Below are 17,850 nucleotides of genomic sequence, written 5' to 3' on the forward strand. Positions count from 1 at the left end.
GACGGGAAACCCAGAGGAGACAATAGCAGAGTCTTTTGCAAGACAGCCCATACTCCTCTCGTCGATGACGAGGGTGACCCGCGGGCGGATTTCTGGTGCGGGACGACAGGGGGAACGACCGTGATGGCTGACAGAATGGTGCTTGCGCTCGTCTTGACGCTTGGAGCAGCCACGTTCACTCAGGGCGTTGCCTGCGCTCAAACGATCGACGAGGCATTGGCGAGCACCTACGAGAACAATAAAACGCTGAGCGCGCAGCGCGCGTCGTTAAGGGCGACGGACGAACAGGTGCCCCAAGCTCTCTCGGGATGGCGGCCGACCGTGAGTGCGACCGTAGAGGCGGGACGAACGTATCAGGACGCGAACAGCGATCTGTACCTGCGCACCCAGGACGGAACCACCTTCAATCGGGCCTACGTCGCCTCGATCACGCAGCCGCTGTTTCGCGGCGGCCAGACGCTTGCCGCGACGCGCGCCGCCGAAAATACGGTACTCGCCCAGCGGGCGCAATTGCACGAGACAGAACAGACGGTTCTGCTCGACGCGGCAACGGCCTACGCCGACGTCTATCGTGATCAGGCCGTCCTCGATCTGACGATCAGCAACGAGCAGCGGCTCATTCGCCAGTTGCAGGCGACGCGCGACCGATTTCAGGTCGGAGAGGTGACGCGTACCGACGTCTCGCAGGCGGAAGCGCGCGTGGCGCGCGCAACCGCGGATCGGATCAGCGCCGAGGGTGACCTGGCACGATCGCGTGCCACTTATCGGGCGGTCGTCGGCAGTTCGCCTAATTTGCTGCCGCGACCGCCGGTCCCCGGAGGGGTGCCGACAGCCCTAAATGAAATTAATGATCTTGCCATCGATTCCAATCCCGTTGTCGTCTCCGCCGCCTATCAGGAGCGCAGCGCGCTCGATAACGTCGATCAGGTGCGCGGGCAGTTGTTGCCTGAGGTGTCGTTGATCGGTCGCGTGGAGCGCGACAAGAACGTCAGCAACGATGGGGAACGTCTCGACTCGGCGTCTGCGACCGTTCGCCTCACGATGCCGCTCTACCAGTCCGGAGATGTCTACTCACGGCTGCGTGAGAGCAAGCAACTCGTCTCGCAGCAGCGCCAGCGGCTCTACCAGTCGCAGCTCGATAGCGTGCGCGACGCCACGCGTGCGTGGAATTCGCTCGAGACGGCGAGGGCTGCGATCGGCTCCTACAAGAAGGAGGTCGAGGCGAACGAGATCGCGCTCGAGGGCGTGCAGCGGGAGGCCGAGGTGGGAGCGCGCACCGTTCTCGACGTCCTTGATGCCCAGCAGGAGTTGCTCCAGTCGCAGGTCTCGCTGGTGCGCTCGGAGCGCGATGAGGTCGTTGCGGCTTACCAGGTGAAGTCGGCTATCGGCCAACTCACCGCCCGCCAGTTGGGGCTGAAGGTCGACTACTACGATCCGAGTGACCACTACAGGGATGTGCGTGACCTGTGGTTCGGTGGCTCCAGCAAGGGCGATTCCTCGAGCGACTTCAGTTCCCCGACGAGCCAGCGATAACGCCGGCGCCTGGGCCGGCCGATGCGTCGGAACGACACTCTCCGGTGGCATTTTATGCGCCGTTGAATTACTGTTGCGCGAGCGACCTGCAACAGGCGAATAGTTTGATGAACGAGTCGTCCGCGAACCGTAAGGCGGAAGCGCAAGAGCCATCGATGGATGACATCCTGGCGTCGATCCGTCGGATCCTCGCTGAGGATTCCACGGCGCTTCCCGAGGCCGCGGATCCTCCGCCCCCGCCCGCGGCTCCACCGGCGGGAAATGGGGCGGCGGGAGTGCGTGAGGCGGTGAGCGCGCCGACTACGCGCGACGCTGCTCCCACCCCGCCGGCGAAGGCCCCGGAGGAGAAATTCGCCCAAGAGGACATCGACGCGATGTTTGCCGCGGCACCGGATGCTTTTGCCGCCGAGCCGCCTCGGTTCGAGCAGTCCTTGCCCGAACCGCCTTTGCCCGAGCCCCAGGACGAAGATGCCGACCTTGAGCCTCCGCCGGTGTTTCCTGCGGCCGGCCGTCCGCTTGCAGATGCGGTTCGCGAAGATATCTTTATGTTATCCCCGGAGCTTCGCACCACTTCGGGCCATACGCTCGTTTCCAAGGAAGCCGCCGGCGAGTCGACCGACGTGCTGTCGCGGCTTGCGCGCGCCATCCTCGATCGTCGCGATCTGGTCGTCTCGACGCGCGATGTCACGCTCGAGAGCATGGTGCGCGAAATGCTGCGTCCGTTGCTGCGGGAGTGGCTCGATCGAAACCTGCCCTATCTGATCGAGAGGCTGGTGAAAAAGGAAATTGACCTGATGATTAACCGGGCTGAGCGCCTAGAGGATTGACCTTGTTGAGGGCCAGCGGGTAACACCGTTTCCGCCGGCCTCGCGTGCCGGCCGTGCGCCATGGGCGTGCGCGCCTCCGCCGGACGCAACGATGCTCGAAAAGACCTGCAACTTCCGCCAGATTGAAGACAGATGGTATGCCGCTTGGGAGGCTGCCGGGGCTTTTGCCTGCGGCCGCCGTCCGGACGCTGACCCCTATACGATTGTTATCCCGCCGCCGAACGTCACCGGCAGCCTGCATATGGGTCACGCGCTTAACAACACCCTGCAGGACATTCTCGTCCGCCGTGCCCGCATGCAGGGGCGCGACGTTCTGTGGCAGCCAGGAACCGACCACGCTGGCATTGCCACGCAGATGGTGGTTGAGCGCAATCTGGCAAAAGAGAAGCTCACCCGTCATGATCTCGGCCGCGAGCGTTTTATCGAGCGGGTATGGTCGTGGAAGGCTGACTCGGGCGGGACGATCATTGGCCAGCTTCGCCGGCTGGGAGCCTCGTGCGACTGGGGTCGCGAGCGCTTCACCATGGACGAGGGCCTGTCCGTGGCGGTCCGTGCCGTTTTCGTCGCCTTGCACAAGCAAGGTTTGATCTACCGCGACAAGCGGCTGGTTAACTGGGACCCGCTGCTGGCGACGGCGATTTCCGATCTCGAGGTCGAGCAGCGCGAGATCAAAGGCAAGTTCTGGACCTTGCGTTATCCGGTCGAGGGCGAGCCCGGGCGCTTCGTGTGCGTCGCCACCACCCGACCGGAGACCATGCTGGGTGACACCGCCGTGGCGGTGCACCCCGACGATCCGCGCTATGTTGATCTCATCGGCAAGTGCGTGCTGTTACCGATTGCTGAGCGGCCGATTCCGATTATCGCCGACGAGCATGCCGATCCCGAAAAGGGCACCGGCGCGGTCAAGATCACCCCGGCGCACGACTTCAATGACTTCGAGGTGGGACGGCGCCACGACCTTGCGATGATTAACGTTCTTGACGCGCGTGCGGCGATGGACGCGAGTCCCTACGTGCCCGAGCGCTTCCATGGGCTCGACCGTTACGAGGCCCGCGATGCCATCGTTGCAGAGCTTACCGCCCTCGGCCTGATGGAGAAGATCGAGGACCATACGCTGATGATGCCCTATGGCGATCGTTCCGGCGTCGTCATCGAGCCGTGGCTAATGGATCAGTGGTTCGTCGACGCCAAGACCCTGGCCGAGCCGGCCATTCGCGCTGTCGAGGACGGGCAGGTGCGCTTCGTTCCGGAGCAGTGGACGAAGACTTATTACGAGTGGATGCGCAACATCCAGCCGTGGTGCGTTTCCCGCCAGATCTGGTGGGGCCACCAGATCCCCGCCTGGTATGGCCCTGATGGCGCGATCTTCGTCGAGCGGACGGAGGAGGAGGCGCACGCCGCCGCCGCCCACCGCTATGGCCATCCGGCTGAACTCCGGCGCGATCCGGATGTGCTGGATACGTGGTTTTCCTCGGCGCTGTGGCCGTTCTCAACGCTCGGCTGGCCGGACGAGGCACCTGAAGTCGCGCGCTATTATCCGACCGACGTTCTCGTCACCGGCTTCGACATCATCTTCTTCTGGGTGGCGCGGATGATGATGATGGGACTGAAGTTCTGTGACGACGTGCCCTTTCGCACCGTTTACGTGCACGCGCTGGTCCGCGACGAGAAGGGCCAGAAGATGTCGAAGTCGAAGGGCAACGTCATCGATCCGCTCAAGTTGATCGATACCTACGGCGCGGACGCACTGCGCTTCACGCTCACCGCTCTCGCCGTCCAGGGGCGCGACGTCAAGCTCGCCGAGGCGCGGGTGGAAGGCTACCGCAACTTTTGCACCAAACTGTGGAATGCCGCACGCTTTTGCGAGATGAACGGCGCCGTGCCCGCTCCGGGTTTTGATCCCGCCGCCTGTCGCGAGACGGTCAACCGCTGGCTTGTCGGCAAGGTCGCCGACGCGGCGGCGCGTGCCGGCGCGGGGCTCGATGCCTATCGCTTCAACGAATACGCCGATGCGCTCTATCACTTCACCTGGGGCACCTTCTGTGACTGGTACGTCGAATTTGCCAAGCCGATGTTGGTGGGCTCGCCTGCGGTGCAGGCGGAGACGCGTGCGGTGGCAAGCTGGGCGCTGGAACAGATCTTGTGCCTGCTGCATCCGGTGATGCCGTTCATTACCGAGGAGCTGTTCCAGGCGATGGCCGATCGCGGCGGCCTCGTGCTTGTCGATCGCCCGTGGCCTGCGTTCGATGCCGCTCTGATCGATCCGGCCGCCGAGGCGGAAATGGACTGGGTGGTGCGACTGATCAGCCAGGTGCGCGCGGTGCGTTCGGAAATGAACGTTCCGGCGGGGGCCAAGGTCCCGCTGTTGCTGAAGGACGCGGACGCGGTGGCCACCGCCAGGCTGGACCGGCATCGCGAGCTGATCACCACGCTCGCGCGCCTGTCCTCCGCCGACGTGCTCAACGGTGACGCGCCCAAGGGGTGCGTGCAGGACGTTCTCGACGGCGCCAGCGTGCTGCTGCCGATCGCCGACGTCATTGACATCGGTGCTGAACGCGCGCGCCTCGGCAAGGAACTGGCGCGTCTCGACGGCGAGGTCGCCCGGGTCGACAAGAAGCTCGCCAACGAAGCCTTTCTTGCCAAGGCGAAGCCGGAGGTTATCGAAACCGAACGCGAGCGCCGTGTCGCCGCCGAGGCGGCGCGCGCCCGTCTGGGCGACGCCCTACGCCGTCTGGCGGCGCTGTGAGCGGGGAAAGGCAGGCCGGTCCCGCGCGTGGCGAGCGACCGGCCTGGTCGCGCAAGCAGCTGGTCAAAAAGGCGATCCTGATAGTCGCGATGGCAGCGCTTGCGGCCTGGATTATTCTGCTGATCGGCCTGCTCGCCCCGCAAGTATAGGGGTAATGGACGGCGATCAGCTGAAGTCAGACTACCTTCCGACGCTCCGTGGTGGTTTTGATACCGGGAGTATACCGGCTGCTTCCACTACTTTCTTCCGCAGACAATTCCAAAAACTATAAATCCAATTTTTTGGATAGGTAACGGTAGCGCGCAGGCATCGAGACTGACGCACGAAACGGGCTTCGCTATTTTACTAAATGACGCGGGATGGTTTTTCTATATTATGGAAGTATAAAATACCCCAAATAAGGTTATATAGTATATCGATTGAGTAAAGTGTAATCAAAGTAAAGATGGAAACATGTGTTTTACATCACTTGCAGGCGGCATAAAAATTAAATAGAATTTTAATCTATAGCGGGCAAATGGGGGTGTCCGAGTGGGTTAATTCTTAACGAGCGGGATGAGCGGTGGCCATGTGGCGATATCGCATAGGATTGTCTGTTGCCAGTTTGATGCTGGCCATGAATGCCGAAGTGTGGGCGGGGGATGTCGGAACGCAGGAGAGCGCTACCGGCACGGCCGTCATCGATGAATCTGATCACAGCGCGCCAGTGGATTACGGATATGGCCCGGGTGTCCGCAAAAAGCCGGCAGCGAGTACCGCGCGGGCCTTGGCCACACCCCTGGCAGCAACGACATCAGCGACGGCCGCGTCTTCCGCCAGCGTGCCGACGGGAGGATCGACGGCCAATACACAAGGGGTGTTTGGCGCGCCGGTGAGCTGGCCGATCATCGGGCTTCACGAGGTCTTGTTGCCCGATGGACGGGTGATGAACTACGGCACCGACGAGACAGGTCAGCAGGGCGCCCAGTTCGTCTACGACATCTGGGATCCGACGATGGGGACGGGGGAGGATTCGCACCTGACCCTGCCGAACGGGACCGGTACCGACATCTTCTGCAGCGCGCAGTCCGTCCTGCCCAACGGCGAGGTATTGATCACCGGCGGCGATGCCACGGTCAAAGGTGTGCGCAACTACTCAACGGAGCAGGCGGAGATCTTCAGCCCTTCGACCAACGAGTTGCGGCCAATCGGCAGCATGACCTACGCCCGCTGGTATCCGACGGCGATCGATCGGCCGAACGGCGAAGTCGTTATCCTCGGTGGCCGCCAGGATTTCGATATCGACGCGCCGACACCGGAAATCTACAACGCATCGACCGGGTGGCGGACGTTGGCCGGTGCTTCTAGCGTTCCCGCCCTCGGCTTCCCGGACGGCAATTGGTATTACCCGAAGGCATTCTTAATGTCGTCCGGGAAGATCTTCGTGCTCGGTAACTGGACCTACACCTATTCGCTCAATCCAAACGGCAACGGCAGCATCACACAGCTCGCCTCCCAGGTTCTGCCCGGCGATTACCAACTGCCATCGATCATGTACGCCCCCGGCAAGGTTCTGTCACTTCGGCAAAACAAGAAGGTCGATCTGGTCAATATCAACAACAATCCGCCGGTGGTAACGACGACGGCGGATATGGACCAGATGCGCTACTGGGCAAATGCTACCGTACTCGCCGACGGCAAGGTCCTGGTAACGGGCGGTTCATCAGTGGCGAATGAACTCACCGACGTTGCGTATTCGGCGCAAATCTGGACGCCATCGAAAGGAACGTGGACGACGGCGGCTTCGGCGAGCAAACCGCGCCTTTACCATTCAATCGCCCTGTTGCTGCCTGATGGCAGTGTTCTGACCGGTGCTGGCGGCGCCCCCGGGCCGGTCAACAACCTCAATGCTGAAATCTATTACCCACCTTACCTTTATAAGAAGAACGGGTCCGGACAACCGGCACCGCGGCCGACGATCCTTAGTGCGTCAAGCAGCGTCGGTGTCGGCAAGACGTTGACGGCGACGGTGGGTACTTCGGATACGATCAACCGGGTCACCATGGTGCGCACTGGGTCCGTGACTCACTCGTTCAACCCGGACCAGCGGTTCATTCCGGTCTCGTTCACGCAGAGCGGTCAGACCATCTCAGTGACCGTGCCTAGCAATTCGAACGTGGCGCTGCCGGGCTATTACATGCTGTTCGTCTTCAAGAACGGCATCCCGTCCGTGGCCAAGATCGTTCACGTGACGCTGTAACCAAAATACGGAGCGATCGGCAGCGCGGCTCGCCCTGGCGTTAACCAACCCAGGGCGAGCGCGCCTTTTTTAGATCCTCTCGATCGAAAAGGCACCATTCTCCGCACGCCGAAACATGACACGCCGCCAAAGCGTTCCGGCCGCACCCAGTCCACTCGTGTGCTGTGCTTCGAAGGCCCAGCACGTCATTCCGATGGCGCCGCGCCGCCCGGAGCGCGCCCTATGCCGAGGCGGTGCGCTCCGCAAGCGCGGGGCGAAGGGCCTGGACGACGGGCATCGTCGCCAGCGCGTTCGACGGATGCGAGAGGCGGCGACGCCAGTTTGGACGCTCGTCGACCGTTCCGGGCAGGTTAACCTGCTCAATTTCTTCCATGAGGTCGTCGATCTGAACGAGCAGGATGCGGGCGGGCGAACGCGCCAGATAGGCGTGCAGGGCGGCTATCAATGTGGGCGTCATCGACGATCCGTCCGGATTTTCCGGATCGATGCCGTTGGGCAGCAAACTCTGGCTGGCCAGGGCCCGCAGCAGTAGCGTCTTGTCCCAGCGCCGCCCGCCCGCGTCACCGCGCCGCGCGTCATCGGAAGGATAAAGCGAAAGGCGCGCCTTGAGTTCGACGTCGGCTCCTGCCCAGAAGCCAGTGATCGTGGCCAGATCATGCGTGGAAACGCAGGCGAGCGCGAGACCGGGATATTCGCATGGCTGCTTGAAGCGATCGCCGTCCTTCTCGAAGTAAAGCACGCGATAGGAGAGCACGTTTGCCTCGGCCATGCGCTCGCGAAAACCTTCGGGCACCGTGCCAAGATCTTCACCAACGACGAGGCAGCGGTTGCGCTGACTCTCAAGCGCGAGAACCGCCAGCATCTCTTCAAAGAAATATTTCACGTAGGCGCCGCCTGCGGGTGTTCCGTCCGCTGGAATCCAGAACAGATGCATCAGGCCCATGACGTGGTCGATCCGCAAGCCACCGGCATGGCGCATGTTGGCACGCAGCATGGCGATGAACGGCGCGTAGCCTGCGTCACGCATGGCGAACGGATGCAGCGGCGGGATTCCCCAATCCTGGCCGAGCATGTTGAACGGATCGGGTGGGCAGCCGACTTTCGCGCCCTGAACGATCACCTGCTGGTCCGACCAGGCATCGGCGCCATCGCGTGACGCTCCGACGGCGAGATCGCGGTAAATCCCGACGGTGAGTCCGCGAGTCAACGCGCGCTTGCTCGCGTGTTCGAGCTGGCGGTCGGCCAGCCACTGCAAATATTCGAAAAAACCAATTCGCTCTTCGTGCGTACGGGCGAACTCGGCGACCTCCGAGGTATCCGCGCTCTGGTATGCCTTCGGCCAGCTATGCCACGGAGTGCCGTCGAAGGCTTCCGAGAGGGCTTCGAACAGCGCATAAAGACGAAGCGCCCGCCCTTGCTCGGCGCAAAAGGCCTCGAACTCGTCGACGCAAAGCTTGGCCGCGGTGGCCTTATCCGCTTGGCGCAGGTGCCGGTAGGTCGCTTCGAGAACCGCGATCTTCAGGGCCTTGATCCGGCGATAGGCGACGTCCTGGCGCTCACGAAGCGCGGCGAGCTCTTCCGCCGCAGCCGACACGGCGGCGTGTGCCTCGGCGCAGGACGCATATCCGGGAACGGCTTCAACGTCGATATAGAGCGGATTGAGGAAGAGGCGGCTACTGGGCGAATAGGGGCTGGCATCCTCCGGGTGGGCAAGAAACAAGATGTGCAAGGGGTTGAGTCCGACGACGGCAGCGCCAAGATCGGCGGCCGTGTCGATCAGTTGGTAAAGATCGGTGAAGTCACCGATCCCCCAGTTCTCAGCACGTTGCAATGTATAAAGTTGCGCAGAAATTCCCCAGGTGACACCGCCGTCAGCGATTGGTTCCGGCAGGTAGCACTTGTTCGGGGCAATGATCAGGCGCAGCTGCTGCGTCGGCTGTCCGGCGATGCGAACCGTATGATAGCCGAGCGGCAGAGTCTGTTTGAGGGGAACGGCGTAGCGCAGGACCTCGCCGCCATCGATCAGGCGTCGGTCGACCGCCCGTTGCTCGCCGGGGCGGACAATCAGTTCGTATTGCGCTCCGCTCTCGTCGATGATTTCAAGGGCAACCGGCCATTCTGCCCGCGCCGCCGGCAGCGATAACGGAATTGAGATCGCTTCGCCGACCCGGGCGACGAGCACGGGCGGTAGCGGCCGCCGCCATTCACGTTCCTCGAGCCATTGGATGGACTGGGCGGTTTCCTGGCGGGTTTGCGCGGGAAAGCCGAGGGCGGCGAGAATGCTGCGCTGGGCGTCCTCCCCGACTAGATGGTGATTGCCCCAGATATCCCAATAGTCTGTTTCGACCCCGGCAAGATGCACGAGCCGTCCGAGGTTCGCTTCATTGGTCATTGTTCGAAAACCCTTTCCGTCCTCCGCCGCGGCCGCTCAGGCGCCGTGCAACAGGACGAACGAACGTGAGGAAACCGAATAACTGCTTCCGGGCGTGAAGACGGCGCTTGGCGCGCTCAGCCCCGGCTGTGCCGTGTCAAAGACGAGCTGCCATTGTGAACAAAGCTTGCCTTCCGGCAGAACGAAGGGAATCTCGTTGGGAAGCGTGCTCATCAACAGGACGAACAGATCATTGTCGACACTGGTCGTCGTTGGTTGCTTGGCGGCAAAGATCAACGCGCCAAGGCAGCGCGCGGCCGGATTCGTCCAGTCGGTCTGAGTGAGCTCGCGCCCTTCAGGAGCGAGCCAAGTAACATCTTTCAGGCCGAAGTCGCCCACGGGCTTACCGGTCAGAAACTTGCTGCGCCGAAACACGGGGTGTTTGCGGCGCAGTGCCAACAGCGTGCGCACGAACCCGGTGATCGCTTCTTCCTCGGGCGAATGGCCCCTCCAGTTAATCCAGCTGATCTCGCTGTCCTGGCAGTAGGCGTTGTTGTTGCCATCCTGGGAGCGGGCGAATTCGTCCCCAGCTGTCATCATCGGGGTGCCTTGCGACAACAGTAACGTTGCAAGGAAATTGCGCATCTGCTGAAGCCGCAGGGCGCGGATGGCGGGGTCAGCGGTTTTTCCCTCGACGCCACAGTTCCAACTAACGTTGTTGTCTGTACCGTCGCGGTTGTTCTCGCCGTTGCCCTCGTTGTGCTTCTGATTATAGGAGACGAGATCGTTCAGGGTGAAGCCGTCGTGGGCGGTTACGAAATTGATGCTCGACCACGGGCGGCGACCGCGTCGCTGGAAGATATCGGATGATCCTGTCAGGCGGGCGGCGAGTTCACCGATCACGCCCGGATCGCCGCGCCAGAAGCGTCGCGTGGTATCGCGGAAGCGATCGTTCCACTCTGCCCAGCCCGGCGGGAAGTTGCCCACCTGATACCCACCAAGACCGATGTCCCACGGTTCGGCGATCATCTTGACGCGCGAGAGGATCGGATCCTGGGTGACAGCGTCGAGGAAGCCCGAGCCGTCGTCGTACCCGTGCGCTTCGCGGGCGAGGGTCGTGGCAAGGTCGAAGCGGAAGCCGTCGACGTGCATTTCCTGGACCCAGAAGCGCAGGCTGTCCATGACCATCTGCAGCACGCGCGGATGCCGCAGGTTGAGCGAATTGCCGCATCCGGTGAAATCGGAATATCGACGCTTGTCCGGCTCAAGGCAGTAGTAAGACGCATTATCGATGCCGCGGAACGACAATGTCGGGCCGAATTCGTTGCCTTCGCCAGTGTGGTTGTAGACGACATCGAGCAACACTTCGATCCCGGCGGCGTGCAGGTTGGCCACCATAGTACGGAATTCACGCAGCCGGTCACTGCCGATAAAGCGATCGTCGGCGGCAAAAAAATTGATCGAACTGTAGCCCCAATAGTTCCTGAGACCACGGGTAACCAAGTGCTGTTCGTCAATGATCGTATGGATCGGCAGCAATTCGACGGCGGTAACACCCAGCTTGACCAAATAGTCGATCACGGCGGGTGAGCCGAGGCCGGCAAACGTTCCGCGTTGCTTCTCGGGCACGTCCGGGTGAAGTTGGGTAAATCCCTTGACGTGCAGTTCATAGATGACCGATTGCGACCAGGGCACGTTCGGCAACCGCTCGGTGCCCCAGGTAAAGCCGCTTTCGGTGACTCGGCATTTCGGCACGCTGCGGGCGCTGTCCCGCTTGTCGAGCGTCACGTCGCCGCGTGCGCTGTCGCGACGATAACCGAAGTGGACGTCGCTCAGCGCAATCGGACCTTCGATGACGGTCGCATAGGGGTCAATCAGCAGCTTATGCGGATTGAACCGGTGGCCGTTGCGCGGATCGTACGGTCCGTGCACCCGGTAGCCGTAAAGCTGACCGGGCTGAACGCCGGCGACATAGCCGTGCCAGATCTGATTGGTGTATTCCGGCAGGACAATCCGTTCGACCTCGCGTTTACCGCTACTGTCGAATAGGCATAACTCAACCTTCTCGGCGTTTTCCGAGAACAGAGCGAAGTTAATGCCGCGACCGTCCCAGGTCGCGCCAAGAGGCGACGGACTACCGGGTTGAATCCGTCGCTGTGTCGTCATGAGCGCTTACCTCTCCCTGAATTAAGTTGGGTTCTTCTGTTTGCGTTTCTTCGGATTCCGTCGTTGCGATGATCGGCGTGATAGGCCTCATCGGCTTGAACACCAATGTTCCCAGCGGCGGAAGGTCAAGAACCAGAGAAAACGGACGACCGTGTGCTTCGCGATGTTCGGCCTCGACCTGTCCGGCGTTACCAACGCCGCTTCCCGCGTAGCATCCAGCGTCGGTGTTCAAGACCTCGGCATATGCTCCGCCTTCCGGCACGCCGAGTCGGTAGTCTTTGCGGACGACAGGGGTAAAGTTACAGACAATGACGAGCAGGTCCTCCTGGTTCTTCGCCAGGCGGACATAGGAAATGATGCTGTTATCGCTGTCGTGGCAGTCGATCCATTGGAAGCCTTCAGAGAAACAATCCGTCTGGTATAGCGACGGATTGGAGCAATACAATCGATTCAGATCGCGAACAAGTGTCTGCACGCCATGCTGAAGGGGGTATTCAAGCAGATGCCAATCAAGACTCTTATTGTGATTCCACTCTTCCCCCTGGCCGAACTCGCAGCCCATAAACAACAGCTTCTTGCCCGACATCGTCCACATGAAGGCCAGATACGTGCGCAGATTGGCGAACTTCTGCCACGAGTCACCGGGCATCTTGCTCAGCAGCGAGCCTTTGCCGTGGACAACCTCATCGTGGGAAATCGGCAGAATGAAGTTTTCGGTAAACGCGTAAAGAAGGCCGAAGGTGAGCAGGTTGTGGTGGTAACGGCGATGGATGGGCTCCTTGCACATATAGCGAAGGGTGTCGTTCATCCACCCCATGTTCCATTTGTAGCCGAAGCCGAGTCCGCCGAGATACGTCGGCCGCGAAACCATCGGCCATGACGTCGATTCCTCGGCCACCGTCATCACCCCCTGGTGATGGCCATAGACGAGTTCGTTCATCCGCTTGATGAAGTCGATCGCCTCGAGGTTTTCGCGGCCGCCGAACATGTTGGGGATCCATTGCCCCTCTTTGCGGCTGTAGTCGAGATAGAGCATCGAAGCGACGGCATCGACGCGCAACCCGTCGACGTGGAATTCCTCCATCCAATAAAGCGCGTTCGACAAAAGGAAGTTACTCACCTCACGCCGACCATAATTATAGATCAGCGTATCCCAATCCATGTGCTTGCCCTTGCGCGGATCGGAATGTTCGTAGAGATGAGTTCCGTCGAAGTAGACGAGACCATGGGGATCGGTGGGGAAGTGGCCGGCAACCCAGTCGACCAGCACACCCAATCCTTCCTTGTGGCACGTATCGATGAAGTACTTAAGGTCGTTCGGGGTGCCGTAGCGGCTGCTCGGCGCGAAAAGCCCGACCGGCTGGTATCCCCAGGACCCATCGAAGGGATATTCGTGCACCGGCATTAATTCGATATGGGTAAAGCCCAGGTCTTTGACGTACGGCACGAGGTCGTCGGCGAGTTCCCGGTAAGTGAGGTAGCGGTTGTCCTCTTCCGGCTTGCGTTTCCACGATCCGATGTGGACCTCGTAGATTGACACCGGCGCGTCGCGGTCGTTGTGGTGTGCGCGGCTGCGCATCCATTCGCTATCCTGCCAGTCATGCGCTAGCGGGTCGGGCACGACGGAACCGGTGCGCGGAGGCTTCTCCGCTTCGGCGGCGAACGGATCGGCCTTTTCGGCAAGGCGGTTCCCAAAGCGATCCTTGAGTTCGTACTTGTAGATGCTGCCGGGACCGACGCCGGGAATAAACAATTCCCACACACCGCATTCATAGCGGCAGCGCATCGGGTGGCGGCGGCCATCCCAACCGTTGAAGTCACCGACGACGCTGACCTTGAGAGCGTTCGGCGCCCACACCGCAAACGCGGTGCCATCGACACCGTCGATTGTCTTGGTATGCGAGCCCAGTTTCTCGAAGACCCGAAGGTGCGTACCTTCGACCAAAAGGTGTAGGTCGAGTTCGCCCAGGACAGGCGGGAATCGATAGGGGTCCTCGATGTCGTAAGTGTCTTCACTGCCGTAGGGCAGGATCCGCAACCGGTATTTGAATGGTGTCTTTTGACCCTTGATCGGGCCGAGGAAAAATCCCTGCTCGCGGACCTGCGGCAGGTCGGCGACGACCTTGCCGGTGGCGTACTCGACGACACCCACCTTGCGAGCCTGCGGCAGGAATACGCGGACGACAAGTTGCGGCGCCCCCGCGCTCTGCTCGACGTGCATGCCAAGGAACGAAAACGGATCGTTGTGATCGGCATAGAGGATGCGGTCGATTTCGGCTTCCGTCTTTTCTTTCGTCATGGTCTGACCCGTCCCGTGGCATTTGCCATGTTGGTTATGTCGATCGGCTGTTCAGTGGCCTGAACCGCACGCGCCGGCCCGACTTGAACCCCCTCAACGGAGAAGCCCGACGAAACCTGGCCGCGAAAACCACGGAGCCATCGTCGAGCAGAAGACTTCTCGCACGTTGCGAGGGCGCACTCACCCTTTCTTTTTGGCCGGCGCCTTTTTCGTTTCTGTACTCGCCTTTTTCGGCGCGGTTTTTTTCGCGCCCGTGGAGACAGCGGCCTTGTCCGCGGCCGCTTTGGGCGCTGCCGCCGGTTTTGGAGCGGTCGCTGATTTCGTCGACGCAGCCGCGGGTTTCTTGGCGGCTGTTTGCTGTTCCGCCGCTTTCTTGGCTGCGGCGTCTTCGGCCTTCCGTGCGGCTTCGGCTGCAGCCTCCGCCTTTCGCGCGGCTTCGGCCGCGTCGTCTTCGGCCTTCTGCTTCGCTGCCGCGGCTGCTTCCGCCTCGCGTCGGGCGGCAGCCTCTTCGTCAGCCTGCTTTTTGGCTGCGGCTTCGGCCTCGGCCTTCTGCGCGGCTGCCGCGGCTTCCTTGTCGGCCCGGCGCTTCGCCTCAGCCTCTTCGGCGGCTCGAGCGGCATGCTCGGCAGCCTCTCGGGCGAGCTCCTCCTCGGCCATTTGCCAATGGGCTTCCTGACGCCCCTCAGGCCTGCCCTCGCGCTCCCATATCTCGCGGGCGCGTTGTTCGGTGGAGCTTTGGGTGTCGTTCGACATTTGGTGCTTCCCCCAGAGGTATGGACGCAAAAGCGAGTTTACTCGAAACCGGCAGCGATGCCAGCGCTACGGTTTGATCGGTGGGTTGATCTGCGACGCCCGGATCTCGCGTCCACGGTGATGCCGATGCTGGGCGGGGATGCTTATCCCAAGTTCATAAGTCCTCTATCCGCGACACTCCACCGGGACGAACCGATCACCTGACTTCCTGCGTTGGGCGCGGTTACCCGCGACATCGAATGGTCCGGCGCTCACCGGTTTTCTGCCGCCCTCACCCGTTCGCAATCGTCAGTTTACCCGTACCGTGTCGAGCGAGCCAAGCACACCGAACCCCTGGAGCAGCCAGAGCACCACGGCGATGACGACGACGACGTTGAGAATGGATTTAATCTTGCCGTCCATCGGCACGTACGTATTGATCAGCCAGAGGACGACTCCAACAACGATCAGAACGACCACGACACTTATGAGCGACATGAGAATACCCTGTCCGAGTTATGAGCCAACGTTTTGACGAAAGCTGCGGCCGATTGCCGCAGCAACATCCAGCGCGGTCCGATCGACGCTCGGCCGACCGGCATCGAACTGGCGCGGTTGCCGCGGGCCGCATTCCAAGGTCCCGGCCACGGAGGTTACCTCCGGACCGGGGCAGCGGAACGAATTTGAAAACGCCTGCTCTGACAGAAGGTTCCAGTGGGGACGCCGGCGGGAGACAGTGCCATGTGTTTCACTCCCGCAAACGGTTTTGCAAACGGATCAGTCGTAGTCGTTACCGATAATTTCGTCTGCACGCCGGCAGATTTCCTTGCCGTAGCCGACCCAGACCCCCTGACCCCAATAACGGTAGCAGCTTGTTTCCGCAGACATCAGGTGAAACAGCGCGTTACGGAAGCGCGGCTCGTCCGTCTTCAGGCCCTTGCGGGTAAGCACCTTTTCGTTGAAGTGAGCGCTCATCTGCTCCATTGGGCCGAGCAAGCTGTCATACCCGTGCACCCAGGAGATGTTGTTTGTCCAGCTTCCGCCTTCCATGTGAAAGCGGTGGTCTTCCTTCTTACAGTCTTCGATCGCGGCGGCCAGCTTTTCCGTGCCGGCACCGGGTTTGATCTTGTCCCAGATCTTCTTTTGGTGGATGGGCTGGATAACCGGCAGGTCCTTTTCGCTGATGCCGAGGGCGAAGAGGTATTCGAGGTATTCGGTGCCGTTCATCATCGGTGTATCGGATCCCGAGGATTCTCGTACGGCGTCGAAGAACTTGCCCGGGAACTCGTTCATCATCACCCCGCCGTTCTCGCCGTCGGCGATCTGGGTTACCAGCGGCGGCACGCTCTTACCCGCCAGTTCCCAGCGCGACAGACTTTTCGCTTCGTAGAACGGTTGCATCTGGGCGACGAGCTTCGTGTCCGAGCCCTGGGTCTTGATCAGCGTAATGATCTCGGCGGTCTCCCCTTCGGAATTCGTGCACCGAAGCAGGTGGGGGAGGTGTTTCTGCTCGGGCCCATGACCGGTCGCCGGCTGCTCGACCGTGTGCTCCTGGACGAGAACCCAGGTGTAGCCGCAGTCACGCAGCGTCTTGACGAACTCGTAGGCGACGTCCGGATGGTTCGGCAACGCCATCTCCGAGGGCGAGAAGCCGCGCACGCGCTGTAGGGCCTCCATCCCGAAGATACCGGCGAAATGCTGTTGCCATGCCTTGACGTGCAGTTTGTAGTCCTGCACGGGGGTTGATGGCGCAACCGCATGGCCCCACGGGCAACCAAGCCATTCGACACCACGGCGAAAGGCGGGATTGCATGTCGCGTTCTTCAGTGCGTCGATGACGTCGTGCAGACCCATCTGGCGCATCCCGTGGAACAGTGTGCCGGAGTATTCCAGCATCACCCGCGGCTCCTTGCCTTCGCTGATCAACTGCGGGACGAACTCGCCGATCCGCTTGTAGCACCAGACGAATACCGGGGCATTGTGGTTGTCGCCAATCCCCTGGTTATCCATCATGTATTTGAGATTACTGATAATCTCAGCCGTCCTCAGATCACCGCCGCCTGCGGGAATCAAGGGCTGGTGTTGATGCAGGGCGATCGCGCACGCCGCTTTAATCCGACCGAAATCGATCTTGTTCTCGGGGCGGAACACTTCGGTCCCGGCGGCCGCGGCGATGGCCTTGTCCAGGTCCTGTTCGTACCCTGCAATTGTTGGAAGTCCGTCGGCATATTCCGGAAGCGTCGTGGTCATCGCGAACGAGTCCCCATCAGTAAGAGCGTTTGTTGGATGTGAGAAAATGCGGTCGTCCTCGTCTTCCGGCGCCGTCGAGCGTACCCGCGAGGTTGCCATTAAATCGCATTGATTGAAGCAAGCCTGCTCGGACGGCGCAAGCCGATAAAGCAACGGGTGAGCCTCGCGGGGGGCGACAGCAAACAATCCCGCGGCACGATGATGCGCGGCCGGGAAGACCTTGCTTCGAAATATGGCCTCTGCCATACCTGACCAGTGTCGGCTGCTCACGCGATACGGCGGATTGCCTCCTCATGCGAGGCCTCCGATCGGCCCTCCTCCCGGACATGCAACGGTCGTTCACGCCGCAACAGCGCATTGCTGTCGCGGACTCTCAACTATCAGGACTATCTCTAAATGCAGACAGGTACCGTAAAATTTTTCAACACCACGCGAGGCTTTGGTTTTATCTCGCCGGACGACGGCTCAAAAGATGTCTTCGTTCATGTCACTGCGGTCGAACGCTCCGGCCTCGGATACCTTTCCGAAGGCCAGCGCGTTCGCTTCGAAGTGCAGCGTGATCCGCGTGGCCCCAAGGCGGTCAATCTGCAGGCCGCCTGAAGACAGTCGGTCGCGGTGGGGGCGCCTTGCGGACGACCCCGCCGTGCTCGCCTCTGCTGCGGACCGCCGAGCCGACGTCTTCTCTAC

The 17,850-nt window shown here is 61.3% G+C and carries 11 protein-coding genes; 5 read left to right on the plus strand and 6 right to left on the minus strand.

Annotated features, from left to right (window positions below):
• The first annotated feature begins 123 nt into the window (after positions 1-123).
• The 4 genes from IPK66_07945 (at position 124) to IPK66_07960 (ending at position 7,345) form a co-directional block, all read left to right on the plus strand.
• Positions 124-1,533 (plus strand): TolC family outer membrane protein, encoded by a 1,410-nt coding sequence (locus tag IPK66_07945; GenBank protein ID MBK8175184.1) that lies wholly within the window; start codon positions 124-126, stop codon positions 1,531-1,533.
• 107 nt (positions 1,534-1,640) lie between these two features.
• Entirely contained in the window at positions 1,641-2,360 is a 720-nt protein-coding gene (locus tag IPK66_07950) for a DUF2497 domain-containing protein (protein ID MBK8175185.1), read from the plus strand.
• Between the two features lie 91 nt (positions 2,361-2,451).
• Complete coding sequence (locus IPK66_07955; GenBank protein ID MBK8175186.1) at positions 2,452-5,106, plus strand: valine--tRNA ligase; 2,655 nt, start codon at positions 2,452-2,454, stop codon at positions 5,104-5,106.
• A 562-nt stretch (positions 5,107-5,668) separates the two neighbouring features.
• Positions 5,669-7,345 carry a DUF1929 domain-containing protein gene (locus tag IPK66_07960; GenBank protein ID MBK8175187.1) on the plus strand — a complete coding sequence of 559 codons (1,677 nt, stop codon included), beginning with the start codon at positions 5,669-5,671 and terminating at the stop codon, positions 7,343-7,345.
• Between the two features lie 220 nt (positions 7,346-7,565).
• On the opposite strand, the gene malQ is transcribed toward IPK66_07960, so the two are convergent.
• From malQ to IPK66_07990, 6 genes are all read right to left on the minus strand, one after another.
• Positions 7,566-9,737 carry a 4-alpha-glucanotransferase gene (gene malQ, locus IPK66_07965; protein ID MBK8175188.1) on the minus strand — a complete coding sequence of 724 codons (2,172 nt, stop codon included), beginning with the start codon at positions 9,735-9,737 and terminating at the stop codon, positions 7,566-7,568.
• Positions 9,738-9,773: 36 nt separating this feature from the next.
• Entirely contained in the window at positions 9,774-11,882 is a 2,109-nt protein-coding gene (gene glgX / locus IPK66_07970; GenBank protein ID MBK8175189.1) for a glycogen debranching protein GlgX, read from the minus strand.
• A complete protein-coding gene (gene glgB, locus IPK66_07975; protein MBK8175190.1) occupies positions 11,851-14,181 on the minus strand; it encodes a 1,4-alpha-glucan branching protein GlgB in 2,331 nt (776 codons plus the stop codon). The genes glgX and glgB overlap by 32 nt, the downstream gene beginning before the upstream one ends.
• 180 nt (positions 14,182-14,361) lie before the next feature.
• Positions 14,362-14,934, minus strand: coding sequence for a DUF2934 domain-containing protein (locus IPK66_07980; protein MBK8175191.1), 573 nt, complete (start codon positions 14,932-14,934; stop codon positions 14,362-14,364).
• A 288-nt stretch (positions 14,935-15,222) separates the two neighbouring features.
• Positions 15,223-15,411: a hypothetical protein gene (locus tag IPK66_07985; protein MBK8175192.1), complete on the minus strand. Its 189-nt coding sequence runs from the start codon at positions 15,409-15,411 to the stop codon at positions 15,223-15,225.
• 279 nt (positions 15,412-15,690) lie between these two features.
• Entirely contained in the window at positions 15,691-17,163 is a 1,473-nt protein-coding gene (locus tag IPK66_07990; protein MBK8175193.1) for a glycosyl hydrolase family 57, read from the minus strand.
• A 396-nt stretch (positions 17,164-17,559) separates the two neighbouring features.
• Between IPK66_07990 and IPK66_07995 the strand changes: the two genes are divergently transcribed.
• On the plus strand, positions 17,560-17,763 hold the full coding sequence (locus tag IPK66_07995; GenBank protein ID MBK8175194.1) for a cold-shock protein: 204 nt from the start codon (positions 17,560-17,562) through the stop codon (positions 17,761-17,763).
• Positions 17,764-17,850: the final 87 nt, after the last annotated feature.

The sequence above is a fragment of the Rhodospirillales bacterium genome (assembly GCA_016712595.1).
GTDB lineage: Bacteria > Pseudomonadota > Alphaproteobacteria > Rhodospirillales > Defluviicoccaceae > Defluviicoccus.